15 protein-coding genes are annotated in these 26666 nt (G+C 63.1%); 1 reads left to right on the top strand and 14 read right to left on the bottom strand.

Annotated elements, in window-relative coordinates; translation table 11 throughout:
- Window positions 1–13: 13 nt before the first annotated feature.
- The 9 genes from H2052_RS04580 to H2052_RS04620 all read right to left on the bottom strand — a co-directional run bounded on the left by H2052_RS04580 (window position 14) and on the right by H2052_RS04620 (window position 18184).
- Window positions 14–4132: an S-layer family protein gene (locus tag H2052_RS04580; protein WP_293778614.1), complete on the bottom strand. Its 4119-nt coding sequence runs from the start codon at window positions 4130–4132 to the stop codon at window positions 14–16.
- A gap of 172 nt (window positions 4133–4304) precedes the next feature.
- Window positions 4305–8219 (bottom strand): S-layer family protein, encoded by a 3915-nt coding sequence (locus H2052_RS04585; RefSeq protein ID WP_293778617.1) that lies wholly within the window; start codon window positions 8217–8219, stop codon window positions 4305–4307.
- 76 nt (window positions 8220–8295) lie between these two features.
- The gene (locus H2052_RS04590) at window positions 8296–8985 is read right to left on the bottom strand and encodes a MotA/TolQ/ExbB proton channel family protein (protein ID WP_293778620.1); all 690 of its coding nucleotides are present in this window, start codon (window positions 8983–8985) and stop codon (window positions 8296–8298) included.
- Between the two features lie 30 nt (window positions 8986–9015).
- Window positions 9016–9624 carry a peptidoglycan-binding domain-containing protein gene (locus H2052_RS04595; protein WP_087574351.1) on the bottom strand — a complete coding sequence of 203 codons (609 nt, stop codon included), beginning with the start codon at window positions 9622–9624 and terminating at the stop codon, window positions 9016–9018.
- A 208-nt stretch (window positions 9625–9832) separates the two neighbouring features.
- A complete protein-coding gene (locus tag H2052_RS04600; RefSeq protein WP_293778624.1) occupies window positions 9833–13987 on the bottom strand; it encodes an S-layer family protein in 4155 nt (1384 codons plus the stop codon).
- A gap of 78 nt (window positions 13988–14065) precedes the next feature.
- Window positions 14066–15457 carry a CsgG/HfaB family protein gene (locus H2052_RS04605; RefSeq protein ID WP_293778626.1) on the bottom strand — a complete coding sequence of 464 codons (1392 nt, stop codon included), beginning with the start codon at window positions 15455–15457 and terminating at the stop codon, window positions 14066–14068.
- 9 nt (window positions 15458–15466) lie between these two features.
- Window positions 15467–15997, bottom strand: a complete 531-nt coding sequence (locus H2052_RS04610; protein ID WP_087576149.1) for a hypothetical protein — start codon at window positions 15995–15997, stop codon at window positions 15467–15469.
- Between the two features lie 641 nt (window positions 15998–16638).
- Window positions 16639–16824: a hypothetical protein gene (locus H2052_RS04615; protein WP_006951914.1), complete on the bottom strand. Its 186-nt coding sequence runs from the start codon at window positions 16822–16824 to the stop codon at window positions 16639–16641.
- Entirely contained in the window at window positions 16814–18184 is a 1371-nt protein-coding gene (locus H2052_RS04620; protein ID WP_087576150.1) for an EAL domain-containing protein, read from the bottom strand. Before H2052_RS04620 ends, H2052_RS04615 begins: the two co-directional genes overlap by 11 nt.
- Window positions 18185–18313: 129 nt before the next feature.
- On the opposite strand from H2052_RS04620, the gene H2052_RS04625 reads away from it, so the two are divergent.
- Window positions 18314–19273: a site-specific integrase gene (locus tag H2052_RS04625; RefSeq protein WP_293778638.1), complete on the top strand. Its 960-nt coding sequence runs from the start codon at window positions 18314–18316 to the stop codon at window positions 19271–19273.
- Between the two features lie 181 nt (window positions 19274–19454).
- Here H2052_RS04625 and H2052_RS04630 read toward each other — a convergent pair whose 3' ends face one another.
- From H2052_RS04630 to H2052_RS04650, 5 genes are all read right to left on the bottom strand, one after another.
- Entirely contained in the window at window positions 19455–19886 is a 432-nt protein-coding gene (locus H2052_RS04630) for a ribbon-helix-helix protein, CopG family (protein WP_087576313.1), read from the bottom strand.
- Complete coding sequence (locus H2052_RS04635) at window positions 19883–21943, bottom strand: conjugal transfer protein TraG (protein ID WP_130754836.1); 2061 nt, start codon at window positions 21941–21943, stop codon at window positions 19883–19885. The genes H2052_RS04630 and H2052_RS04635 overlap by 4 nt, the downstream gene beginning before the upstream one ends.
- 222 nt (window positions 21944–22165) lie before the next feature.
- Entirely contained in the window at window positions 22166–22954 is a 789-nt protein-coding gene (locus tag H2052_RS04640; RefSeq protein WP_087576087.1) for a TonB family protein, read from the bottom strand.
- The gene (locus H2052_RS04645) at window positions 22941–24140 is read right to left on the bottom strand and encodes a PepSY-associated TM helix domain-containing protein (RefSeq protein WP_087576086.1); all 1200 of its coding nucleotides are present in this window, start codon (window positions 24138–24140) and stop codon (window positions 22941–22943) included. The genes H2052_RS04640 and H2052_RS04645 overlap by 14 nt, the downstream gene beginning before the upstream one ends.
- Before the next feature lie 9 nt (window positions 24141–24149).
- Complete coding sequence (locus H2052_RS04650; protein WP_176392499.1) at window positions 24150–26498, bottom strand: TonB-dependent receptor; 2349 nt, start codon at window positions 26496–26498, stop codon at window positions 24150–24152.
- Window positions 26499–26666 lie beyond the last annotated feature (168 nt).

Raw genomic sequence — 26666 nt, forward strand, 5'->3', positions numbered from 1 at the left:
GGACGCATGGTCATCAATGCACTACCGCGACATTTATTGTGTTGGCGCTGAGGCTGAGCGAACTGGTTGCGCTGTTGCCATAGGCAGCCGACGCTAGGGCATTGCCATTGATCGACAAGCTGGCATTGGTCACGCCGCCAGTGTTGTTAGCGCCGGTCGCCACCGCATTGATCGCGAGCGCCCCAGTGGTGACGCCGGTGCTGGCATTGATCGCTCCGGTATTGCTCTGGTTGCCGGCAATGGCAGAGGTGGTTGGGACCGCGCCGGTCGCCGGGCTGTTCAGAGCCGTCAGGGTCAGCGAGTTGGTCGCGGCGTTGCCATAGGCCACCGAGACCGCGCTGTTGCCATTCAGCGTCACCGCCGAATTGGTGACCGAAGGCGCCGTTCCGAGGGTGTTGAACGCGGCTCCGTAAGTGACGTTCGCCGCCGCCGCGATGGCGCCGGTGCTGGTCTGCTCGTTCATCACGGCAAAGCTTGCCGAGACGGTGTCCGCACGGGACGATTGCAGCGTTGCGGAGCCGCCAGAACTCGTGTTGGCGAAGCTGGTCGCCGAGGCCGAGAGCGCGTTGGTGGCGTTGTTGCCGCCGGCGCGCGCCGTGGTGCTGTTGCTGTTGAGCGCCACCGAGCTGCTGTCCAGCGGGCTCGGATCGACGGCCGGCGAAGTGGCGTTATATCCTGCGAGAGCGACATCCGCCGTGGTCGTGGCATTCGCCGTGACCACGGCGGCGCTGGACTGCTGGTTGAGAACACCGGCCGAAGCGTTGTCCGAATTGGCCGACAGGGTCAGCGAATTCGTCACGCGGTTAGCAAGCGCGGTCGCAGATGTGGCATTGCCACTGAGATCGACCGTGCTCTGGTTAATACCATCGGTTGCGAATGGCGAACCTCGGTCGTTGTTGCCGATGGTGGTCGTCTCCGTGGCAGTGGTCGGCTTGTCGGCCACGGACTGGACATTATTCACGACATAATCGGCACCTGCGACAAAGTCTCCAACGGTCGAACCAGCCAACGATGCGTTAGCGCCACCCGAGGTCGTCGAGGTCAGACTTGTGTCGGCAGCGATCGTCATGCTGTTGATTGCGGTGTTGACCATCGAAGACGCGCTGTTGGTGTTATTGTCCAGCGCCAGTGTCGACGTGCTGCTCGCCGCCGGCGCGGCCACAGCCATCGTCGAAGTCGCCGAGAAAGCGTATGTTCCCGCAGCGTTCTGATTCGACAGAAGCGCACCATTGGTGGAGACGCTACCGCCGCTCAGCACCACGCTGTTGGTTGCCGTATTACCGTTGGTCGTTGCCGACTGCGCGTTGTCCGAAACGGACAGCGCACTGGCGGTCACGTCGCTGGCGGTCGGCCCCACCGGAGCACCAACACCGAGGGTTGCGATATTGAACGTCCCTGCCACGGTCGTCGTTTCACCGCCGTCCACCACCTGGATGCTGGCAAGGGCATGGTCTGCCTGTGCAGTGGCAGTGCTCGGGTTCGCGGTTGCACCACTGGTGGTGTCCGAAGCCAGAAGCGTGCCGCTGCCGGCTACGGCGACATTGTTGGTCGCGGCGTTACCGGTGGTCACGCCGGAGAGGACGTTGCCATTCACCAGAACGCTGCTGCTGGCGATATCCCGACCAATGGTGACATTGGCGCCACTAAAATTGGAGATGGTCGCTGTGAGCGTACCCGAATTGGTCTGGTTATTGGCCAGAGCCGAGGTGGCCGCGACGTTAGTGGCATCGAGCGTTACGCTGTTGGTGCCGGCATTGCCGGAAACGCTCGTGCTTTGAGCGTTGTCTGACACCGACACCTTGCTGGCGCTGACATCGCTAAGGGTCGTGCCGGAGACACCCGTCGCAGACACAGCGAACAGCGCGCCGACTGTGCTGGTAAGCGCTCCCGTGTTGGTCTGTGTGCTGGAAACAGCCATGTCCGCCATCGCGCTTCCTGCGCCTGTGGCCGAAGCAGCCACCAGACCTCCGCTTTTACCTGCGGTCAGATTGGTCGCACTTGCGGCCAAGACATTCTTAGCGCCGTTTCCGCGGGCCAATCCGGCGGTGCTGTTGCCATCGACGGTCACGATGCTGCCGGTGATATCGTTACCGACCGTGACAATCGCGCCACCTGTCGCGAGCTTTCCCGCAGAGCCTCCACTCGTGTAGGAAGCCAGGAACGAAGTAGTTCCGGCGCTTTGTCCAGTAGCGACAAGGTAGATGGTACCGGTCAAAGCGTCGCGGCTGAAAGTAAAGCCCGCGCCATATTGAGCGTTGAGGAAATTCACCTCAGACTGGGTATAGCCATCATCCACTGTCTGGCCGGAAAAAGTGCCTGACGTGGTGGTTCCGGTGAATGGGAAGACGTATGTTCTCGGCGCCGTTGCGGCTGTCCCCGCCTTACCGATCAACGCCGTGGCAGTGCCGTTCATCGTCTGATCGCTGGCAATGGCGGCAGTGGTCGCGAGGTTGGTGCCCGACAGCGTAATTGCATTGCCAGTGCCGAGCGTTTCATTGCCCGCCGCATTGGCTGCGAGGCTGTTGCCGTTCGAAGCGATGCTAGAGCTGATCAGGCTGCCGCTGATCGCGGTGCTGACATCGGTGCTCCTCGTCTGGCTGGAGAAGCTGTTGGTCAAGCCTGCCTGCACGCTGGTGCCAGACGCGACCGATTGTGCATTTGCCACGGCAAAGGCCGAGTTAGCGGTCGACACTTCGTCGCCAGCAACGCTTGCCGAGGGGACTTCGGTCCCCAGCGTGTTGATAGTGGTGGCCGATGCGGTGATGGCGTTGCCACCCCGGTTGGCCGCCGCATCGGCAAGCACGCTGTTGTTCGAGGCGGTGATCGCCGAGCTGCCGGTCACATCGCCGGTGATCGCGTTCGACACGATCGGGCCGTCCGAGCCTGCGCCGCCGACCTGCGCCACGATCGTCTGCATACCGGTGGCGACGGTCACATCCTGCTGCGAGGCGATCGCGGCAACCGTGCCAGAGGACGGCGTCGCCAGGCTGCCCGTCGCAATGCTGTTGGCGTCGATCGTGGTGGCGTTCGAAACCTCGTTGCCCCGCGCCAGCGCCTTGGCCGAGTTGCTGTCATTGGCCAGCGTCGAGCCGGTCACATTGCCGGTGACCGAAGCGAGATAGCCTGCGGTGCCTGCTGCATCATCGACCGAAGCGGTAACGGTCTTGGCGCCGGCGGTTGTCACCGCCAGTTCCTGCCTCGAGGCGATGGCATAGCCGGCAACGGCGGAAGTGTTGGGCACTTCCGGATCCGGACCGGCAGCTGCCACATAGGTCTGCCCCGCTTTGGCCTGACCATCAGACTGACCTGCGAGGGTAACATCATTGCCAGAGATCGCCTGGCTGTTGGAGCCGGAGTTGGCGACCGCAGTGGCAGCCTGGCTGTTGTTCGACAAAGCGACCGTGCTGCCGGTGAGCGCCGTGGTGGACGGCCCCGAACCGGTCGAGAACTTGTCAAGCGAGGACACCGAGGCGGTCAGCGAACCGTCGAGGCTCGACTGGGCCACGCCGATGGCGGACGAACCACTCGTGCTGTTGACGCTGGTGTCGAGCGCGGTCACGCCCGAGTTCAGCACACCGGTAGCGCTCTGGCTGTTGCCGGCGATCTTGGCAGTGCTGCCCGACATGCCGTGATCGATGGTGATGCCCATGTCGGTGCCATCGGTCACCGTCGCGGCCGTGCTGGCGTTCTGCTGTGTCAGGGCGATGCCGATGTCGGTCGTGCCGTCGACCTTGGCGCCGGTCGTTGCACCAGCTGATGAGGCCGTTTGGGTGGCATAGCCCGAGCCGGTGACGTTGTTGAGGTCACCATTGACTGTCAGGGTGGCGGTGTTGGCATAGCCGGTCGCCGTCGAGGCATTGCCGGTCGTCGCCGACGAGCCCACCGTCACCGTGCTGTTGGTCAGCGCGTAGGCAGTCGCGTCGTTGTTGTTGACGGTGGCGTTGACCGACCCTTCGGTATTGCCGTTCAACGCCAGCCCTGCAGTCGGCGTGGAATAGTCGTTGAACTCCTGCTGGACGCTCACCGAATTGGTCGAGGAAGTCGTTTCCGACGGTCCTGCGGCCAGCGCCTGTGTTGCGCCCAACGTGGCGAGCAGCGCCGTACTTGCGCCGGTCATCAATACCGAGCGCATTCTCCTGGAACGTGTGGACATGGCAATTCTCGATTAAAAAATGAAGGCGCCAGCGTTTCTGAATCGCGGAGCATGTGCTGGAAAAGGGCCGGGGAAATCCCCGCGCCGGATCGGGCGCGGGGTTCCCGCAAGAAGTCCGGCGCGCGCCCGAAGACACGCGCCGGACTTCCTTTTACGGACGCGCCACTGTGACGTTCACGTTGGTCCCACTGATAGTGAGCGTGTTGGTCGCGCTGTTGCCATAGGCCGCCGATGCCAGGCTGTTGCCGTTGATCGACAGGCTGGCATTGGTCACGCCGCCGGTGTTGCCGGCACCGGTCGCCACCGCATTGATCGCGAGAGCGCCGGTCGTGATACCGGTGGTCGCATTGATCGCGCCGGTGTTGCTCTGGTTGCTGGCGATCGCCGTCGTGGTCGGCACTGCGCCCGTAGCCGGGCTGTTGAGCGCCATCAGGGTCAGCGAGTTGGTCGCGGCGTTGCCATAGGCCACCGAGACCGCGCTGTTGCCGTTAACAGTCACCGCCGAATTGGTGACCGAAGCCGCCGTTCCGAGGTTGTTGAACGAGGCTCCATAAGTGACGTTCGCCGCCGCCGTGATGGCGCCGGCATTGCTCTGCTCGTTCATCACGGCGAAGCTCGCCGAGACATTATCATCCCGCGTTGCGGTCAGCGAAGCGGAGCCACCAGCACTCGTATTGGCGAAGCTGGTCGCCGATGCCGAGAGCGCGTTGGTGGCGTTGTTGCCGCCGGCGCGCGCCGAGGTGCTGTTGCTGTTGAGCGCCACCGAGCTGCTGTCCAGCGGGCTCGGATCCGTTCCGGTGGCCGCATCATAGCCAGCCAGAACGACATCCGCCTTGGTCGTGGCATTCGCCGTGACCGCACCGCCGCTGCTCTGCAGGTTCATGACGCCCGCTGACGCCGTGTCGGAATTGCCCGACAGGGTCAGCGAATTCGTCGCCCGGTTGGCAAGGGCCGTCGCAGAGGTGGCGTTACCGCTGAGATCGACCGTGCTCTGGTTGATGCCGTTGGTTGCGAACTGGGGTTGTGCCGTCGCGCCGCCGTCATTGTTCCAGATATTGGTAGTCGCCGTCGCGGTGACCGGGTTGGTGGTCACCAACTGCGAGTTGCCGACGACATAGTCAGCAGCTGCACTGTAGGTGGTGATGGTCCCCCCGAGCGAGGCGTTGGCACCGCCAGCCGTTGTCGAGGACAGGCTGGTATCGGCCGCAACAATCATGCTGTTGGTCGCCGCGTTGACCGTCGTCGACGCCGTATTGCTGTTGTTGTCCAGCGCCAGCGTCGATGTGCTGTTTCCGGCAGGCGCCGCAGCGGTCATCGTAGAGGTCGCGGAGAATGCAGCACTGCCCGTTGCCCGCTGAACCGACTGCAAGGCACCATTGGTGGAGACGCTTCCGCCTTCTAGCGCCATGCTGTTGGCGGCGGTGTTGCCCATGGTCGTTGCCGACTGCGTGTTGCCAGAGACGGACAAGGTGCTGCCGGTGATGTCGCTGGTGGCGTCCACTGCCGCAGGAGCGCCGGCGCCCAGCGTCACGATATCGTAGGTGCCGGTAACCGCTGTCGTTTCAGCGCCGCTCACAGTCTGGATGCTGGCGAGCGCGTGATCCGCAACTGCGGTGACCTCGGCCCCCGCAATGTGGTACGGCGTTGCGGTCGCACCACTGGTGGTGTCCGAAGCCAGCAACGTGCTGCTCCCGGTCACGTTGACGCTGTTGGTCGCGGCGTTGCCGGTGGTCGCGCCGGAGATGGCATTGCCGTCCACCAGAACGCTGCTGTTGGCGATATCCCGACCGACGGTGGCGTTTGCGCCACTGAAGCTGGAGATGGTCGCGCCGAGGGCACCCGAGTTGGTCTGGTTGTTGGCCAGGGCCGAGGTGGTGGTGACGTTGGTTGCATCGAGCGCAATGCTGTTGGTGCCGCTATTGCCGGTGACCGTCGAGCTTTCTTTGTTATCGGACACCGAGACCGTGCTGGCGCTGACATCACTCAGTGTCGGGCTGGTGACGCCTGTCGCCGACACGCCGAACAGAGCGCCGACCGTGCTCGAAAGCGCACCGGTATTGGTCTGCTTGCTCGATACGGCCATGTCCGCCGCTGCAACGCCATCGCTGTTGGCCGAAGCCTGAGACGAATTGCTGGTGCCATTGCCACGGGTCAGGTTGGTCGCGCTTGCCGCCAGAGCATTGGTGGCGCTGTTGCCCCTGGCCGAGCCGCTCGTGCTGTTGCCGTCCACGGTCACACTGCTGTTGGCAATGTCGTTGCCAACGGTGACCAGCACACCGCCCGATTTCGCGGTGGCGTTGCCGATCAATGCCGTAGCAGTACCGTTCATGGTCTGGTCACTGGCAATAGCAGCGCTGGTGCCCAGGTTCGTCCCCGACAGCGTGATCGCATTGCCGGTGCCGAGCGTCGCATTGCCTGCCGCATTGGCCGCGAGGCTGTTGCCGTCCGACGTCACGCTCGAGCTGGTCAGGCTGCCGCTGATCGCCGTGCTGACCGAGGTGCTCTTGGTGGGTGTGCCGAAGCTGTCGACGAGGCCCGCCTGCACGCTGGTGCCGGAAGCCACCGACTGCTCGTTTGCCACCGCGAAGGCAGCATTGGCGGTCGACACAACGCCGTTAACGCCAGCAGAGGGCACTTCCGTGCCCAGCGTGTTGATGGTGGTGGCCGACGCGGTGATGGCGTTGCCACCCCGGTTGGCCGCCGCATCGGCAAGCACGCTGTTGTTCGATGCCGTGATGGCGGAGCTGCCGATCACATCGCCGTCGATCGCGTTGGAAACGATCGGGCCATCCGAACCTGCGCCGCCGACCTGCGCCACGATCGTCTGCGTGCCGGTGGCGACAGTCACATCCTGCTGCGAGGCGATCGCGGCAACCGTGCCGGAGGACGGCGTCGCCAGACTGCCCGTCGCGATGCTGTTGGCGTCGATCGTGGTCGCGTTCGAAACCTCGTTGCCGCGTGCAAGAGCGCGAGCCGAGTTGCTGTCATTGGCCAGCGTCGAGCCGGTCACATTGCCGGTGACCGTGGTCAAATAGCCTGCGGTGCCTGCTGCATCATCGACCGAAGCGGTAACGGTCTTGGCGCCAGTGGTTGTGACAGCCAGTTCCTGCTTCGAGGCGATGGCATAGCCAGCCACGGCGGAAGTATTGGGCACTTCCGGATCTGAACCGGCAGCAGCCACATAGGTCTGCCCCGCTTTGGCCTGACCATCGGACTGACCTGCGAGGGTAACATCATTGCCAGAGATCGCCTGGCTGTTGGAGCCGGAGTTGGCGACCGCAGTGGCAGCCTGGCTGTTGTTCGACAGTTCGACCGTGCTGCCGGTCAGCGCCGTGGTGGACGGCCCCGAACCGGTCGAGAACGTATCGAGCGAAGAGATCGAGGCGGTCAGCGAACCGTTGAGGCTTGACTGGGCCACGCCGATGGCGGACGAACCACTTGTGCTGTTGACGCTGGTGTCGAGCGCGGTCACGCCCGAGTTCAGCACACCCGTCGCGCTCTGGCTGTTCCCGGCAATCTTCGCGGTGCTGCCCGACATGCCGTGATCGATGGTGATGCCCATGTCGGTGCCATCGGTCACCGTCGCGGCCGTGCTCGTGTTCTGCTGTGTGAGGGCGATGCCAATGTCGGTGGTGCCGTCAACCTTGGCGCCGGTCGTTTCACCGGCCGACGAGGCCGTTTGGGTCGCATAACCCGAGCCGGTGACATTGTTGAGGTCACCATTGACCGTCAGAGTGGCGGTGTTGGCATAGCCGGTAGCCGTCGAGGCATTGCCGGTCGTCGCCGACGATCCCACGGTCACCGTGCTGTTGGTCAGCGCATAGGCGGTAGCGTCATTGTTGCTGACCGTCGTGTTGACCGACCCCTGCGTATTGCCGTTGAGGGCCAGCCCCGCCGTCGGCGTGGTATAATCGTTGAACTCCTGCTGGACGGTGACCGAATTGGTCGAGGACGTCGTTTCCGACGGTCCTGCCGCCAATGCCTGCGTCGCGCCCAATGTGGCGAGAAGCGCCGTACTTGCGCCGGTCATCAATACCGAGCGCATTCTCCTGGAACCAGTAGACATTAAATGTCTCCCTTCTGAATGCATGGTGAAAAGAGGGAATTTCCGGCCGAATGGGGCCGGTCTCGGGAAGGCGCGTTCACCATGTCCGCGTCCCGAAATGTCGTGAGATTGCGACCTCGAGCAGGCCTGCGATCGAACGCCATTCGGCATCGACAGCGGCAAGCGCCTGGACGAGGCGGTTGTAACCAATGGAGGCAGGGATCGCGCAAAACAGCCCGACGGCCGTTGCGAGCAGTGCTTCGGCGATCCCCGGCGCGACCACGGCCAGCGACGTGTCCTGGCGCTGGCCGATCGCGAGGAAACTGCCCATGATCCCCCAGACCGTTCCGAAAAGTCCGATGAAAGGCGCCGACGTTCCAAGCGTCGCGAGCCAGCCGGTCCGGCCTGCGAGGCTGCGCCCCTCGCGCTGGATCGCCATTTCGGCGATCGAGACCACGCGCTCGCGAACCTGCTCATAGTCCCGGACGAGGTTTTCCGAGGACCAGCGCCACTCAACCTCGATCGCGCCTAGGATGCGCATGATCCGGCCTTCGGCCCCGTCGCTGAGATTGCGCAGTTCGTCCTGTGTGCCGATACTGGTCAGCAAGCGCTTGACGCTGACCGCCCGGTGCCGCTCGAGAGAGAGCGCCCAGGCCCTGCCGATGATGATCGACCAGGACACGACCGACGCCAGCATCAGCATGACAATGATCGCCTGAACTAGCCGGTCCGCCTGAAGGAAGATGTGAAACGGCGAGGATGGCGATGCCAGCCAATTAAAGGTCACGAGACTGTCCTCTGCTGCAGGATCATCGGCTCAGCGCTTCACGATCGCGCGGATGAAGGTGTCGATGTCGGGGAGGCCGGTGATGGCGATGCGTTCGGTGCGCTGGAAAGCCTTGAGCGCGTCGGTGAATGCGGCGGATGGTGCGCCGTTGGCCGTGCCCTTGAAGAGTTGTTTGGCGATCAGCGCGGCCTGCAACCGCTTCAGGCTGTCCTGATGGATCGAAATGGTCTTGCCGTCGGCTGAAACCTGGACGAGCGGAGAGGCTGCGGTCTGACGGAGCGGTCTGATCGCGGTGACGGCACTGCTCGCAGCATTTTCCAGCAGCATCTGCGGATTGCTGCGGCAAACGACGGCGACGACGTTCGGGAAATCGACGCCGGACTCGGTCGGAATGATGTCATAGGCGTCCGGGACAAGCCGGTTATGCGCGCTAGCATAACCCAGTAGCCAGTTACCGTAGCGGGTGAACTCTTCGGGTTTGGCGAGCGCGGCGACATAGGTCGCGCAGGTCTGGGATCCGATACCGCGAATGGCGAAGCTGCCATTGGCGTCAGCGGCCTGCGCGGCACCCGCGCCAAGGCAGGCGCCGGCCGCAAGGGCGAAGGAGAGGAGCGCGCGACGCGCAAGACAAACGGACATCGAAATTCCGATCCATGAACTGGGCGGCATCGGTTCGTCGTGAGACGAAGAACGATGCACGGTTGAAATCCTGCCGGGGGAAGTCCCCCGCGCCCGATCGGACGCGGGGGCACACCCGGAAATTGGCAGCGGTGGCAAGTGCTGCCGGTCGTATGGGGGTTCCCGGGCATCCCGGCGCCCCAGGGGAGGCGCGCCGGAATTCCTTGGCTTACGGTCCAGCGTGGGCGACGGTGACGTTCACGTTGTTCCCACCGATGGTGAGCGTGTTGGTCGCGCTGTTGCCGTAGGCCGCCGACGCCAGCGCATTGCCGTTGATCGACAGGCTAGAATTGGTCACGCCGCCGCTGTTGCCGGTGCCGCTGGCCACCGCGTTGATCGCGAGCGCGCCAGAGGTGACACCCGTGCTGGCATTGATCGCGCCGGTGTTGCTCTGGTTGCTGGCAATCGCCGTGGTTGTCGGCGTCGTGCCACTGGCCGGGCTGTTGAGCGCGGTCAGGGTCAGCGAATTGGTCGCGGCATTGCCATAGGCCACCGAAACCGCGGTGTTGCCATTCACTGTCACCGCCGAATTGGTCACCGAAGGCGCCGTTCCGAGGTTGTTGAACGAAGCCCCGTAGGTGACGTTCGCCGTTGCCGTGACGCCGCCGTTGTTCACCTGCTCATTGAGCACGGCGAAGCTCGCCGAGACGCTGTCCGTGCGCGACGAGGTCAGCGAGGCCGAACCGCCAGCACTCGTGTTGGCGAAGCTGGTCGCAGAGGCCGAGAGCGCGTTGGTGGCATTGTTACCGCCGGCGCGCGCCGTGGTGGCATTGCTGTTGAGCGCTATCGAGCTCGTATCGAGCGGGCTCGGGTCGCTCGCCGTGGCCCCATCATAACCGGCGACCACGACATCCGCCTTGGTCGTGGCATTTGCCGTAACCGTAGCGCTGCTGACCTGCTGGTTGATGACGCCAGCCGAAGCGCTGTCGGAATTGGCTGTCAGGGTCAGCGAATTCGTCGAGCGGTTCGACAGTGCGGTCGAGCTGGTGGCGTTACCGCTAAGATCGACCGTACTCTGGTTGATGCCGTTGGAGACGAACTGGCTCTGACCTGTTGCACCGCCGTCATTGTTCCACAGATTGGTCGTCGCCGCCGAGGTAACGGTGACATTCGAGTTCACCGACTGGGCATTGTTCACGACATAATCAGCAGCCGACGTATAGTTGCCCGACGAACCGGAAAGCGAAGCGTTGGTACCATAGTTCGATCCACTCACGGTGGTCGACACCAGGCTCGTATCAGCCGCCACCGTCATGCTGTTGCTCGCAGCATTGACCGTCGAGGAGGCGACGTTGCTGTTGTCGTCCAGCGACAAGGTCGAGGAGCTGTTCGCGGCGGGCGCCGCAACAGTCATCGTCGATGCCGCACCAAATGTTACGGTTGTAGATGCCGATTGCTTCGAAAGCAGCGCACCATTGGTGGATACGCTACCGCCGCTCAGCGACACGCTGTTGGCGGCACTGTTACCAGCGGTCGTCGCCGATTGCGCATTGTTCGAAACGGATAGCGTGCTGCCGGTAATATCACTGGTGTCATCCACCGCCCCGGGAGCGCCAGCGCCCAGCGTCGCGATATTGTATGTGCCGGTAACAGTCGTCGTTTCCGAACCGCTGACCGCCTGGATGTTGGCAAGAGCATGATCCGCCGTTGCATAGGCCGCCGGTCCGGTGCCCGCGTTCGGTGCTGCTGTCGCGCCGACCGTCGTATCCGAAGCCGCCAGAGCGCTGCTGCCGGTCACCTTGATGCTATTGCTTGCAGCGTTGCCGGTGGTCGCGCCGGAGAGGACGTTGCCGTCTACGAGAACACTGCTGTTCGCGATATCCCGGCCGACGGTGACATTGGCGCCACTGAAGTCGGAGATGGTCGCGGTGAGCGCACCCGAACTCGTCTGGTTGTTGGCCAGAGCCGAGGTGGTCGAGACGTTCGTCGCATCGAGCGCGACGCTGTTGGTGCCGGCGTTGCCGGTAACCGTCGAGCTTTCCGCATTGTTCGACACCGACACCGTACTGGTGCTGACATCGCTCAAACTTGGGCTGGCAACTCCGGTCGCCGACACACCGAATAGGGCGCCAACCGTGCTGGACAATGCGCCGGTGTTGGTCTGGCCGCTGGATACGGCCATATCCGCTGCGGCCGTACCGGTGACATTCGCTGTCGCCTGCGACGAATTGCTCACCCCATTGCCACGGGTCAGATTGGTAGCCATCGCCGACAGCGTATTGGTTGCGCTGTTGCCGCGTGCCGATCCGCTCGTGCTGTTGCCATCCACCGTCACGCTGCTGCCGGTGATATCATTGCCGACCGTGACGATCACACCGCCGGTCGATGGCGTACCTGCTGAACCTCCGCTGTTATAGGACGCAGCGAAAGAGGGATTGTTCGCTGCCTGCCCGGTCGCTTGGACAACGATGTTGCCGCCCGACAGGGTGAAGGTGAAGCCCGCACCGTATTGTGCGGTGAGCGCGGTAACCTCACCAGCCGTATGGCCGCCATCCGTGGTAGCACCGTTGAACGTGTACGGACCCGACCCCGTGTTTCCGGTCGAAGTGAACGTGAAGTTGTGCGTCGTCGGCGCCGTGGCCGCGGTGCCCGCCTTACCGATCAGCACTGCAGCGGTGCCGTTCATCACCTGATCGTTGGCAACGGCAGCACTGGTTCCGAGATTGGTCCCCGACAACGTGATCGCGTTCCCAGTGCCGAGTGTCGCGTTGCCCGCTGCATTGGCTGCCAGGCTGTTGCCGTCCGAGGCCACGCTCGAGCTGGTCAGCCTGCCGCTGATCGCGGTGCTGACATCGGTGCTCTTGGTCTGACTGGTGAAGGCATCGGTCAAACCGGCCCGCACGCTGGTACCCGAAGCGACCGATTGCTCGTTGGCCACGGCGAAGGCGGCATTGGCGGTTGCGACGCTGCCGCTGACGCCTGCCGCAGGCGCTTCCGTGCCAAGCGTGCTGATGGTGGTGGCCGAGGCGGTGATGGCGTTGCCGCCCCGGTTGGCCGCCGCATCGGCGAGCACGCTGTTGTTCGACGCCGTGATCGCCGAGCTGCCCGTCACATCGCCGGTGATCGCGTTGGAAACGATCGGGCCGTCCGAGCCCGCGCCGCCGACCTGCGCCACGATCGTCTGCGTGCCGGTGGCGACGGTCACATCCTGCTGCGAGGCGATTGCCGCGACCGTGCCGGAGGACGGCGACGCCAGGCTACCCGTTGCAATGCTGTTGGCATCGATCGTGGTCGCGTTCGAAACCTCGTTGCCGCGCGCCAGAGCGCGAGCCGAGTTGCTGTCATTGGACAACGTCGAGCCGGTCACATTACCGGTGATTGAGGCGAGATAGCCAGCGGTGCCGGCCGCGTCGTCCACCAAAGCAGTGACAGTCTTGGCGCCGACGCTGGTAACCGCCAGTTCCTGCTTCGAAGAGGTAGCATAGCCACCAATTGTGGCGCTGCCGCTGCCCGCGCTCGCCTGGCCCGCGCTCTGGCCTGCCAGCGTCACGTTATTCCCGGAAACAGCCTGGCTGTTGGAACCCGAGTTGGCGACAGCTGTGGCAGCCTGGCTGTTGTTGGTCAGATCGACCGTGCTACCCGTGAGCGCCGTGGTAGACGGCCCCGAGCCGGTCGAAAATTTGTCGAGCGAGGAAACCGAGGCGGTCAGCGAACCGTTGAGGCTCGACTGCGCCACGCCAATGCCTGACGAACCGCTCGTGCTGTTCACGCTGGTGTCGACCGCGGTCACACCAGAGTTAAGTACACCCGTCGCGCTCTGGCTGTTGCCAGTGATCTTCGCGGTGCTGCCCGACATGCCATGATCGATGGCGATGCCCATGTCGGTGCCATCGGTGACCGAGGCCGTCGCGCTGCTGTTCTGTTGAGTCAGCGCGATACCGATATCGGAGACGTCGACCACGGTCGCGCCGTTCGTACCCGCGTTGGATGAGGCCGTCTCGCTCGCATAGCCCGAGCCGGTGACATTGTTGAGGTCGCCGTTGACTGCCAGGGTTGCGGTATTGGCGTAACCAGTCGCGGTCGAGGCGTTGCCGGTCGTCGCCGACGATCCCACGGTCACTGTGCTGTTGGTCAGCGCATAGGCGGTCGCGTCATTGTTGCTAATCGTCGTGTTGACCGACCCCTGCGTATTGCCATTCAGAGCAAGGCTCGGAGAAGATGAGCTATAGTCGTTGAAGCCCTGCTGGACGCTGATCGATTGGGTCGAGGTCGTCGTATCCGACGGTCCTGCCGCCAAGGCCTGGGTCGCGCCCAATGTGGCGAGAAGCGCCGTACTTGCGCCGGTCATCAATGCCGAGCGCATCCTTCTGGAACGTGTATTCATGGAATACTTCCTTCGAATTGTTAAAGAACATGGTTAATTTTGTTAAGCGTGCAGACCCCTGTCTCGCCTTTGCCCCCCCTATTTCCTGATCTGAATCCGCGCGATTTCCTGCATTCCAGGGGTTCCGCGATGGATGGATGTGTCGGCCTTGTCGGGCCGCCAGGTGACAGTGACGCCAGCAGGGGTGATGCCGCGATTGGCGAGCGCAGAGACCACCGCCGTGAGGCGCTGGTCGATCAGACTATCGCGCTTGGCGGGATCCCAGTTCTCGGTGTCGCGTGCCGTGATGGTTACATCGACAGCGCCTTTGGCAGCTTGCTGTACGATCTGGTCCAGCACCGCCTGAGCGTTGCCAGCCAGGGTGATGTCGCCGAATTCAAAGCTGATCTGGAGCGAGTATCCGCCGGATAATCCGCCCGAGGCGCTCAGGTCGTTGAGCGTCGCGCCGGACGTCTGTGCTGGTTGGGCGACCACGGGTTGAGCGGGAAGGACCGGCGTAGCGACCGGGGTAGACGCATTCTGTCCACTGGGGCGGACCAGCGAGCGTCCTCGCAGTTCTTCTGCTGAAAGGTCCGGGATTGTCGCCTGCCGCTGCGCCATGCAGATGGCCGGATCGACCTTCGCCACGGCAGCGATAAGTTTCATCGTCGCTTCTTCGAGCGCGGCGCGGACGCCGAGTTGCAGCGGTTCCTGCCCCTTGGCGCCAACATTGATGTCGAAAAGTGCGGTGCCGAAGAAGCGGAAGACGTTCGCCCCGATCTCATAGCCAGTGAACTGCTTGGTCAGGCTGACGGTCTTGATAACCTCGAGCGAGCGGGAATTGACGATGCGCAGATCGACTGCGACGCTCTCGGTGAAGACGCGCGCCTTGGGACCGATATTGTTGATCGCTATCTCGCCGCCGCCAGAACGAATGTCGTAGTTCAGCTCGGTGATACCGCCGACGATGTAGTAGTCGGACTTCGTGATGCTGCCGCCGAAATAGGGGAGCCACGGCACCCGGTTGCCGTTGACCTCATGGACATCGCCGTCGCCAAGCTGGCGCCGGTCGGTGTAGCCGAGTTCCCTTTCGGCGATGGTGGGATCAAACCGCTCGGCGATGGCCAGCGGCCCGCCGATCTTGCCGAGCGCGGAATAGACCATCAGGGCGCCGCCCTGGGTGATCGCATTGCCCTCGTTGATCGAATATTTGCCGGTATAGTCCTTGACGTCACCGACCGCGATCACACGACGCGGCCCGTTCTGCGCGGTTAGTTGGTCACCGAAACAGGCAAGCGCCGCCTCCATCGGCGAGCGATTGTCGCGAACCGGCGTCCCGATCGGCGTCGGCACTTCACCCGGCGCCAGGCGCTGGGCGTCGAGGCCCGGATGCAGCACCGCACAACCCGAAGTCATCGCCGCCAGCGCCAGAAGCGCAGCCGACCTACCAAGATATTTGAGGCGTTGAGAATGACGCAACATGCTGATCATCTCCCGCCGTCAATTCAGCGCGCTGTATTGGCAGGCGGTAGAGCCAGTGACCGAAGCGGTCTGGTTGCCCGAGTTGGTCTGCTCGGTGTTCAGCGTCTGGAAATTGTCACCCCGCACGCTGGTCGAAATGTCGCCTGAAGTGCTCGAGCCGACCGTGCCGCTGTTCGACTGATTGGCGGTATTGCTGCCAGCGCCCGAAGCACTTGCCAGCGTCGTCGTATTGTCATTACCGGTGGAACTGGACGAATGCCCGGTCGTGCTCGGCGAATTGGCGATCGCACTGCTCGACGCCTGGTTGCCGGTCGCGGTAGACGTTACCGAGCAATTATACTGACGATCGATGTAGGTGTTATAGACGGGCGCGGCATAATAGCCGTTCTGCTTCTTCTGGCGCAGATCCTCCAGATAGGCCTTGTTGACCTTGTCAGCAGTGGTTTGGAACTGCCAGCCGGGATTCTCACCGACATTGTTGGCGAAGACGGCCGTGGGTGCCAGCAAGGCGAGGACGAGCACACCCGAAATGAGGGGTGACGTTTTCATAAGGGGACACTCCGGAGAGACGAGAGGAAAGGACCGGAACGCCCGGCCCTGCGGGGCCGAACGTCAGATCGGTACGCCGCGAGACGGCGGGTCCGATGAAAGCTGGCGGGACGATCCTTGCTCCGGAACAGGATGCGGGCGCGCTTCTGGTGGCTCGCCTCACACCCCGCCCAGGCGTCCTCTCCCGTGGACACTTTGATACGCGAAGGATGTGCATTGCCGGTTGAGTGACGAGGCATGGCGCCGTCCGTGCCGTGGCGCGGTGCGACCCGACGCCATGCCTCGCCTTCCCGTGGTGCGACCCGAGGGAACCGGCTTGAAAGGGTAATGGCCGGGCAACGGATCTCACGAGAATCCGATGGGCTACCTTCCGCAGCCGGCTGAAAAGAATGGAAGGGACGAGAGCGATCACTGGAAAATCTTCCAGCCCACCCAGAGCACCGCGCCCCAGAAGAGAATTGCAGTCGGGATGCCGACAACTACCAGTAGCGGCGACAGCGGACTGGGCCTGCCATCGCCGTCCTGGCGTCCCCGAAAGAAATGGTAGGGATCGGGTGGCCCCCAGGGAGAGCCTTCATGCGCACTCAGCCGAGCCTGTTCATGCTCCGGTCCGACAGGAGCATGACCGTGCCGTTCGACGTTCATGCGAACGCCCTCCACAGTTCGACAAGGCCCCACCAGAGCAGGCCACTCAATGGCACCGCCACGAGTATCCCGCGGAATGTGCTCCTGCCATCCGGCCAGTCCTCCGGCGGCGCATCGGGATCAGAGGCTGCGACCAGCCACGCCCAGCGCCCGTCGTGGCAACGGCGATCATCACCGGTCATAAGCGGCTCCATGAGAGATGACGGGGTTTTCCGGCCAACTGCCGTCCGAGGTCGCGTCGGAACGCTCGCCGTTCGGCGCATGACGCCAGGTCCGCAGAAGCGATGGGCGTCCCCAATGATAACCCTGCTGCCACCGCCCCCCGGCGGCGAGAACGATATCAGCCTGCTCCTGCGTCTCGACACCTTCGACGACGACAGTGGCGCCCAAAGCCTGCCCGATACCGATCAGATGCGGCAGCATCGCGCCCTCGGCGGCGGAGACCGACGCTCGCCGCACGAAGAAGCGGTCGATTTTTACGAAGTCGGGCGAGAACGCCAGCAACTGACGGATCGAGGCATAGCCCGTCCCGAAATCGTCGAGCGCAATCCGGCATCCCAGTCGGCGCATGCTGGTGACGAAGCGAACCGCCCCAGAAACGCTGGGCATTGCCGCAGTCTCGGTAATCTCGAGAACCAGCCGACGCGCCACATCGGGCATCGCGACAAGGCGTGATTTTGTCTCATCCCACCAGGCATCGTGGCGGACGGATTGAGCCGAGATATTGACGGCGAGAATGACATCCGGAGCTTGCTCCAGTTCATCGATGACCCGCGACACGACATAATGATCAACGACCCGTGCGAAACCGAGCCGTTCGAGAGCCAGAAAGACGTCGCCTGGTGGGTGAGCCTTTCCGTCATCGTCGAGCAGGCGAACCAGCGCCTCGCGATAGAGGACAAGCTCCGGCCCGGCTGCGTCACATACAGGCTGCCAGGCAAGCATGAGTTCCTGCCGTCCCGTATCGTCGGCAGAGCCCGAGATGATGCCGGACAGCAGCCCGGAGACCAGACCTACATCGCTACGATAGCGATCTGACCAGTCGCTCCGATCGTCAGGCCAAGCCCCACTAAAGCCAATGTTGCAGGCACCAGATTGCCCGGCCTTGAGTCCATGCGCCTGCATGAGCGCGCCGGGAATCTCCCATCGCCCGCTGACCCAGACATGAATGAAGTGCCCGGAGACTTCGATGGAGAGCAGAGGTGCAAGCCAGCAAAACTTGTCCAGCCATACCCGGCAGGCATCGGGAAGTGACCCGGCCCCCAGCGCTTCGACATTCCAGATCAGGACATCGATCTCGCCATTTGCCTCGGGGACGACGATGCCATCGGCGCGAAACAGGTCGACCAGCATCCGCTGGACGCCTGAAAGAGCAGCGCGCGCCCCTTCTTCGCCATAGGCGCGACGGATATGGGTGTAATTTTCGATGCGGATCGAGAAATGAACGGCGTCGCTATCGGATAACCGCTTGGGACGGCGCAACATATGCACGTTGCCGGCAGTCCCGCCGTTCCCCTCCAGATTGTGCGCCACATGGACCATTCAGACCCCCCGAAACCCGTCGGGTCGAACCGGCGAGTCTGTGACGGTCTATCCAAAACTGTATCAGCCAAGCCGAATGGGAGTTTTGGTAAGGCTCCGGCAGTTAGAGCGCCCCGAGAAAAATCTAGCATGGGGAGCCGGGAACAGATGCCGTGGACAGTCTTCAATCGCTATGGTCAGAGAAAATATCTGACTTCATCAGAAGTCGATTCATTTGTAAAATCGGCAAAGGGCACTTCGATCGAGGTGCAGAGCTTTTGCTGGATGCTTGCATTCAGCGGATGCCGTATCTCTGAAGCCTTGTCCCTCACCCGCGACAGCATCGACTTTGAAGCCGAGCACGTCATCATTAGGTGCCTGAAAAAGCGGGGAAAACGTGTATTTCGGGCGATCCCGCTGCCACCGGAATATCTTAAGCTGCTTCGCCGCTGGCTGGGGCAGGTTAAGAACGGAACTTCACCCTTGTGGCCTTGGTCGCGCATGACCGGATACCGGCGCATTTGCGAGGTGATGCAGTCCGCTGGCATCAGGGGAACCTACGCTACTCCGAAAGGGCTGCGTCATGCCTTCGGCATTCGTGCGATCCAGGCAAGCGTTCCCCTCACTCTCGTCCAGCGCTGGTTGGGCCATGCCGATATCAAGACCACAGCGATCTACACAGGCGCAATGGGACCTGAAGAGCGCGAAATCGCGGCGCGCATGTGGAAAACTAAGTCTATGTGGGGGCGGTCATCGAGCGGACCCAGCTCCACCCCAAGGAGCCACGAGCCAGACCCTATTAACGCTCCGTTCGACTATCATGAATTCGGCGAATATACCCGCGATACTTCGGCTAAATCGGAAAACTTCCAAGTTTCGACCGAAACTACGAAGATCGCCCCTGTGCCGACATCTCTCGGAGAGCTGGTTAACAGCGCAAAAAAGATCGCCGAAACGCGAATGGCGCGAATGCTCTATTGCCCTTTGATACAGTTTTGGATACAGTGTAACTCTGATTATCCCTATTTTTCATCATCTTACTCCTCCATTGGTGACGTTCCTCCCGCTGACGCGCCCTGGTTGATCCCCAGACTGGAGCCAACCGGTTGAACCTTGGCACAATCAATCGGATTTTACGTCACACTTGCCGGTCGACGAACCTTTCGGTCGGTCACCGATGAGGCATGGAGGGACTGACGAAGGGGTGAACCACGCACCGAACCGGGACGGATCGGGCGAGAAACAGGATCACGTCATCTGAAATCGCGCTTCTACAGGATGTTGGGCCGTTTTATGAACCGGTAGGGTCGGCGTTCGTGCGATCCTCGGCAAGCTCTTCCCTGAACCGGGGACCGAGTTCCATGCGGCGGTTCAGCGTGTCGATGAAACGCGTCCAGCGCTCCCGGCCCTGGGCATGGGCGGCCTTGACCGCGCCATCAGGGAGGGGTGGCGTCGCACTGAGCCAGGAGCGGATGAACAGGGCCAGCGTCTCGTTGGACAGTTCGACATGCCATTCGAGCCGCTCGACATCGCGCGTCAGGCGATCAAGACGCCGACTGAGCGAGGCTTCGAGCCGATCGGCTGCGTCGGGGGAAAGGAACGAGACCAGCGCCGCTTCGATGATCGCGGTCTGCGAGGCCTTGCGCCTGCGTGCATGGTCGGCAAGCGCCCGGGCGAGATCGGCCGGCAGGCGCACGCTGCGCTTGACCTGACCGCCGCTCACAGGAGCAGCCCGTCATCGGGATCGAGCGAGGCGTTGCGGGCGTTGCGGCGCATCAGCCGGTCGGCCTGCCGCCGCGCCTGCGTCGCGTCCTCCTGCGCGTCGTTGCGATCGAAATCGAACTCATTGGCCTTCGGCGTGGAATCGGGGGCAATATTCTCATGCGCCCCCAGCTCCGGCTCCTGCCGTATGCCGGCATTGGCCGCATCGTCCGTGGCTTCAGCCTCACCAGCGTCGACAGGCGCATCGGTCGCAACACCATCCTCGCCCGCCTTTCCGGTCGCTTCTTCGGTCTGGGCCGCAGGCGGCGGCAGAGGCGGCGCCTCCACCGGATCGAGCATGGTCCAGTCATCCCGAGGCCGTAGATCGGGCGCAAGGGGTTTGGGCTCGGGCGGTGGCAGGAGCCGCGCTTTGAACCGCGGATCGAGATAGTAGCGCGCCTTGGCCGCCCGGACCGGCGCGGTGCTGGCGACGAAGACGATCTCCTCGTCCTCGGAAAATTGCTGGATCTCGCCGGGGGTAAGCAAGGGCCGCGCGGTTTCGGTGCGTGAGACCATGATATGCCCCAGCCAGGGCGCGAGCCGGTGCCCGGCATAATTCTTCATCGAGCGCTGTTCAGTCGCAGTGCCGAGCGCGTCGGACACGCGCTTGGCGGTACGTTCGTCATTGGCGGCGAAAGCGACACGAACATGGCAATTGTCGAGGATGGCGTTGTTCTGGCCATAGGCCTTCTCGATCTGGTTCAGCGATTGGGCGATGAGGAAGGCCTTGATTCCATAGCCTGCGACATAGGCAAGTGCGCTCTCGAAGAAATCGAGCCGGCCGAGCGCGGGAAATTCGTCGAGCATGAACAGGAGCCGCTGGCGCTGGCCCTGCACTGTCAGTTCCTCGGTCAGCCGCCGGCCGATCTGGTTGAGCATCAGGCGCACCAGCGGCTTGGTCCGGCTAATGTCGCTGGGCGGGATCACCAGATAGAGCGAGACCGGCACGGGGGAGGATACGAGATCGGCGATGCGCCAGTCGGAAGCCCCGGTCACCTTCGCCACGACGGGATCGCGATAAAGCCCCAGGAACGACATGGCGGTGGAAAGCACGCCCGAACGCTCATTGTCGGACTTGTTGAGCAGTTCCTGCGCGGCCGCCGCCACGACCGGATGGACGCCGGCCTCACCCAGATGCCGGGTCGCCTTCATCCGCCGCAAGGTTTCCTCCACCGGACGCCGCGGATCGGAGAGGAAGGCGGCGACACCGGCGAGCGTCTTGTCGGCCTCGGCATAGAGGACATGGAGGATGGCGCCGACCAGCAGCGCATGGCTGGTCTTTTCCCAATGGTTGCGCTTTTCCAGACTGCCTTCGGGGTCGATCAGCACATCGGCGACATTCTGGACGTCGCGCACTTCCCACTCGCCCTTGCGGACCTCGAGCAGCGGATTGTAGCCGTTGGACAAAGGATTGGTGGGGTCGAACAGCAGGACGCGGCCATGCGCCGCACGAAAGCCCGCGGTCAGCGTCCAGTTTTCGCCCTTGATGTCATGGACGACGCAGCTGCCCGGCCAGGTCAGCAGCGAGGGGATGACGAGACCAACGCCCTTGCCCGACCGGGTCGGCGCGAAGCAGAGCACATGCTCGGGACCGTCGTGGCGCAGATAGCGTTTCTCGTGCCAGCCGATCACCACGCCGTCGTCGGCATAGAGCCCGGCCTTGCGGATCTCCTTCTCCGTCGCCCAGCGCGCCGAGCCATAAGTCTCGGATTTCTTTTCCTCGCGCGCGCGCCAGACCGACATGGCGATCGCGACGACCACGGCAGCCATGGCGCCCGAGACCGCGATGAAGGCGCCGGTCTCGAAGATCTTCGGCGCATAGGCGTCATAGGCGAACCACCACCAGAAGAAGGCGGGTGGCGGATAGATCGGCCACGGACCCAGCCAGAACCAGGGCTGCCCCAGTTCAGGCTGATAGGCGAGCGCAGCCGCCGTCCACTGGGTTGCAGCCCAGATACCAAACAGGGTCAGGGTGATGACGGCCAGCACCTGGCCCCAGAGGATTTTGGTTGCAGACATGGTCGATCCTCGAAAGACAAATGAGGATCGGGACCGCGATTGACGGAAGATTCAAGCATGGAATGCTACCGCCGCACTCTGGCGTAGAAAGACAGGGATCGGCGTAATGCAGGGATCGCAAATGTCCCTGCAAACAGATTGTCGGGCCAGATTTCCATGGCCCCGCTATAATCGACAAAGATGCTGTTTCAGGTCGAGTGATGAAGAAAGCTGGCCGCACCGTTACCGCAGGAAGAACTGCACCGGCACGACCAGTTCCAGCGTGTCGCCGGGTTTGTCGTCAGGAGGCTTGGGTAGCGGTTGAGCTCGCCGGGGCAAGGCCAGCGCCTCCCGGTCCAGATCGGAAACTCCGGACGATCGCTCCAGCGCTACGGACAGCACCTTACCCTGCCTGTCCATGACGAAGCGGATATAGGGCACACCCTGCTGGCGTCTTGCTTCGGCCAGCCTCGGATAGCGGCGATACCTGTTGAGCTGCACCAACACCCGCCCTTCCCATGTGTCCGGGCCATTGCTCGACACGCGCGGCGCGGGCGGCGCCGGCGCGGTCCTGGGGGCGGCCGTTTCCGGTTCTTTCGGGGCCGGATCGGCGGGCTGCACGGTCGGTACGGGCATCGGCGCCGTCACCGGCGAGATCGGGATTTTGGTTGGCTCGATCCGCTCGATTTTAACCGGCTCCTGCTGCGTTTCCTTCTTCTCGACTGGCTTGGGCGCATTTTTCGGTTCCGGGGGCGTATCGTCCGGCGCGGCGGGCGGCTTGAGGTCCATGACCGTCAACGTCGCCTGCTGCGGCCGTTTGACGTACGTGGTCGATATGGAGATCAGGAACAGCGCAGCCACGATGCCGTAAACAGCCAGCGAGCCGCCAATCCCGAACAGCCTGTTGCTACGGGAAGAAGAATAGCCATGCCGTTGGATCCGGTGACAGGCTGGCTGTGTATCGGGCATCGGTTGCATAGCGACAGAGTGCGGTTGATCGCCACTGTCGCTATGGGCATCATTGAGCAGCATCGAGTGCTCCACTCCGGGCAATAGCAGCCGGCCGCCGGTTCGCCCGTCGCCTGCTGCTACGGGACGCACGCTTCCTCCACCAGATATAGACGCCGGTGATGGACAACATCGCCACGACCAGCCCGGTGACGCAGATGAGGATACGACCGGGCAGACCCGCGACCTGGCCAGAATGAACCGGAAGCATCAGCCCTGCGATCATATCCCCGGCTTTGCCCGCACCTGCTTCTTCGACCGACAGGATGTGGCCATCCGCAGCGGAGACGAAGATCGTCGAGGCGCCAAAACCTGCCTGATGGGGGCGGCCAAAGCGTATGCCATAGAATCCCTGCGCACGGGCGGCATAAATCATGGCAACGGGATGATCCCAGTGGCGGCGAGCCGCCTCGCCCTTCGCTTTTGCGAGCGCGTCATTCCAATCGAGCGTCATGGGCGGCGCGGTCGGTGGTGCGGGCTGATCCCATATGCGCGGGCTGGTCGGCAGCAGGGCCGACAGGACCGGGCGGAACAATTCGCTGTTGAGGTTCAGGGAAACGCCGGACAGCGCAAGCAGGAACAATATTGCCAATAGCCACAAACCGCAGGCGCGGTGCAGGTCGAGATTGAGGCGATAAGGCCCGGCACCGCGTTTGATCGTCCAGGCCAGTTTCCACTTCTTCCAGAAGGGACGGCCGCGCGGCAGCGTGAGAGCGAAACCTGCAAAGCAATCGAACATCCATGCCAGCGCGATGCCGCCCATCAGCCACGCGCCCCAGTTGCCGGGCATGGTCAGCGAAGAGTGCAGCCTGTAAAGGAAGGGGATGAGGCGGAGCCGATCGAGGCCGAAGACGCCATTCATGCGCCTGCCAAGGATGGCGCCGGTGCCCGGGTCCACGAACAGCTGATCATAGGCGAGAGCGGTATCGCCGCCCCTGGAGCCGACAAACGCCTGGGCACTCTCGCCCGGCGCCGAGGGAAAGACGAGCGTGAAAATCTCAACAGCAGGATCGGCGTGTTCGATCGCCTTGGCGAGCCGCGAGGGCGACAATGACTGACCCGTCCGTTCGATATGGAACAGGCTGGGATTGAGCCAGGCGTCCAACTCGGACTGGAATGCCACTATGCTGCCGGTCAGTCCGGCGATGACGAGAAATCCCGCGATCGCCAGACCGACATATCGGTGAAGGATGACCAGCAGCGCGCGCATGGCCGGCGCCTAGAATCCCATTCTGGCCGTCAGCATGACATTGCGCGGATCACCGAAATAGCTCTGGCGCGACCAGCCCTCGATGCGGGTATAATATTTCTTGTCGGTGAGGTTTTCGCCCGTCAGCCGCAGGCTGAAGCGCTCGCTGAACTGGTAGCCGATCTGGGCCGAGAGCAAGGCATAGGCTTTCTGCTTCCATTCGAGATCGCCGGACCCGGCATAGATCCCGCTGCTCACATTGACGCCGCCGCCCAGAATCAGGCCGCGGCCGGTTTCCTTGCTGAAATCCCGCACGGCCCATAGCTTGAGATCATGCTCGGGGGTTCCGGGCGCGAAAACCAGGCCGGGCAGTCCTTCATCGGCGGTCAGATACCGAGTCCGCGTATAGGCATAGCCCAGCGTCACATTCCATCCGGTCGCGGGTTCTCCCACGACCTCCGCCTCGAAGCCCCGACTGCGCACCTTGCCCAGCGCCACCGACGCATCCGGATAGTCCGGATCGGTCATCGCCCGGTTACGGTCGATGATCTGATAGAGCGCCGCATGGCCGGTCAGCGCGCCGTCCAGGAACTGCCCCTTCAGTCCCAGTTCGTAGAGAGTGCCAGTGCGGGGCTTCAGCAGATTGCCGTCCCGATCGACGCTGGTCTGCGGAACGAAGGTCGCTGAATAGCTGGCATAGGCTGACAGCTCCGGCGTGATGTCATAGCTGAGCGCGGCATAGGGCACGAGCCGCGCCGATGCCTTGCTGTCGGCGCTCTGCCAGTTGGCCGACCCTTTGTACCAGCTCAGGCGGCCGCCCGCCGTCAGCGTCAAACGATCAACCAGCTTGAAACGCGCATTGGCATAGAGGCCCGTCTGAATGGTTCTGGAGGTCGTCGGCCCGTCATCCTCGAACGCAGGCTCGGGCGTCGTCGGATCGGGATTGAAGATGTTGCGGGTGATGACCGGTCCATAGATCCAGCGCGTGTAACTGCTGTTACGGCTGTGGTTGACGCCGATCACAAGGTTGTCGGCGCTGGTGAACAGCGTCGGCAGCGTCAGGCTGAGATCGACGGCCTCGTCACGGGAATGCCCGTTGCCCGCGATCTGCTGGATATCGACGTTGCCTGTCGCACGGTCGATATAGCTGTCGGTAAAGGCGCCCGACTTGAAATTGTAGGCACGGTCCGTTCGGTCGCCGCGCAGCCGGATCATCCCGCCATTGTCCAGATGATGCTCGACATCGACGAAATAGCGCTCGGCATCGTCGCGTTTGCGATCCCAGAGCGAGCCCATATAGACGCTGCGCCGCCCCATATAGAGGCCCCCGTCATCATAAGTGGGCAGGCCGAAGATCGGCCGCGAGGGGCCGCCCTGATGGATCGCGCCGACAGAAACGGTCGTGTCCGGCGTAATGTCATATTCCAGCGTGCCGTAGAGCACGAGCTTGCGCGCGAAGACATGGTCCATGTAGCTCCCACGATCATCATAGGCCGCGACAAGGCGGCCACGCAGGCTGCCGCTGGCGTCCAGACGGCCGGTCACATCCAGTTCGCCGCGATAGCGATCCCATGAACCGGCCTGCGCCATGATGTTGACATGCGTATCGGCGAGCGCCCGCTTGCGCACCAGATTGACCGCGCCGCCCGGCTCGCTGCTGCCCTGGAACAGCGCGGCGGGGCCACGGACCAGTTCGATCCGGTCATAGAAGGAAATATCGAAGCTGTCGGTCGTCCACGCCCCCTGCGTGTCGGCCGTCTGCAAACCATCGACCTGCAAGGTCGTGATGTTCATGCCGCGGGAGGTGAAACCGAAATTGCCGAGACTGTATTGCACCACCTGAACGCCGGCGACCTGCTTCAATCCATCGGCTACGCTATTGATGTTGCGGTCTTCGATCTGCTGCCGCGTGACGACGCTGACAGAATTGGGGATTTCCTTGAGCGACTGTGCTTGCCGGCCGATGGTGACGGCTTGCGCGGCATAGGATCCCGTTCCCTCGCTCGCCAGCATGGCGTCACCGCTTCGGGACGTGCCGGCCGCGCCCTCGACCTGCACCGGGCCGAGCTGGATGGCGTTTCCCGACGATTGCGGCGCCGTCTCGATCTGGACGCCGTTGCCCACGAAGCGGAACGTCAGGCCGGTTCCCGTGAGCATCTGGCTGAGCGCCTCGGCCGGGGCCAGCTCGCCCTTGACCGCCGTGCTGGTCTTGTCCTCCGTGACCGCACCTTCCGCCGTCACCTGCAACCCGGCCTGACGCCCGAAAATCATCAACGCCTGGGCAAGCGACTGCGACGGAATGTCGAAGCCGCGCCGTGCGCTGGCGCTCTGCGCCGCTGCCGGCGTGGCGACCAGGCCGGCCATCGCTGACGTCGCCATCAGGACTGCGCCCATTACCCCAAAGCGACGCCCGCGCCGCTCAGCACTCGCAAAACCCCCGAACATTGCAATCTCCACCTCATGTTACCGGCGCAGTTGCGAAGCATTTGCAATGCGCTCTCGAGGGCAGGATGCTCGGGACGGGCGCTTTTCCAAAAAAAGTTGAAA

The sequence above is a fragment of the Sphingosinicella sp. genome, from assembly GCF_013911755.1.
Taxonomy (GTDB): Bacteria; Pseudomonadota; Alphaproteobacteria; order Sphingomonadales; family Sphingomonadaceae; genus Sphingosinicella.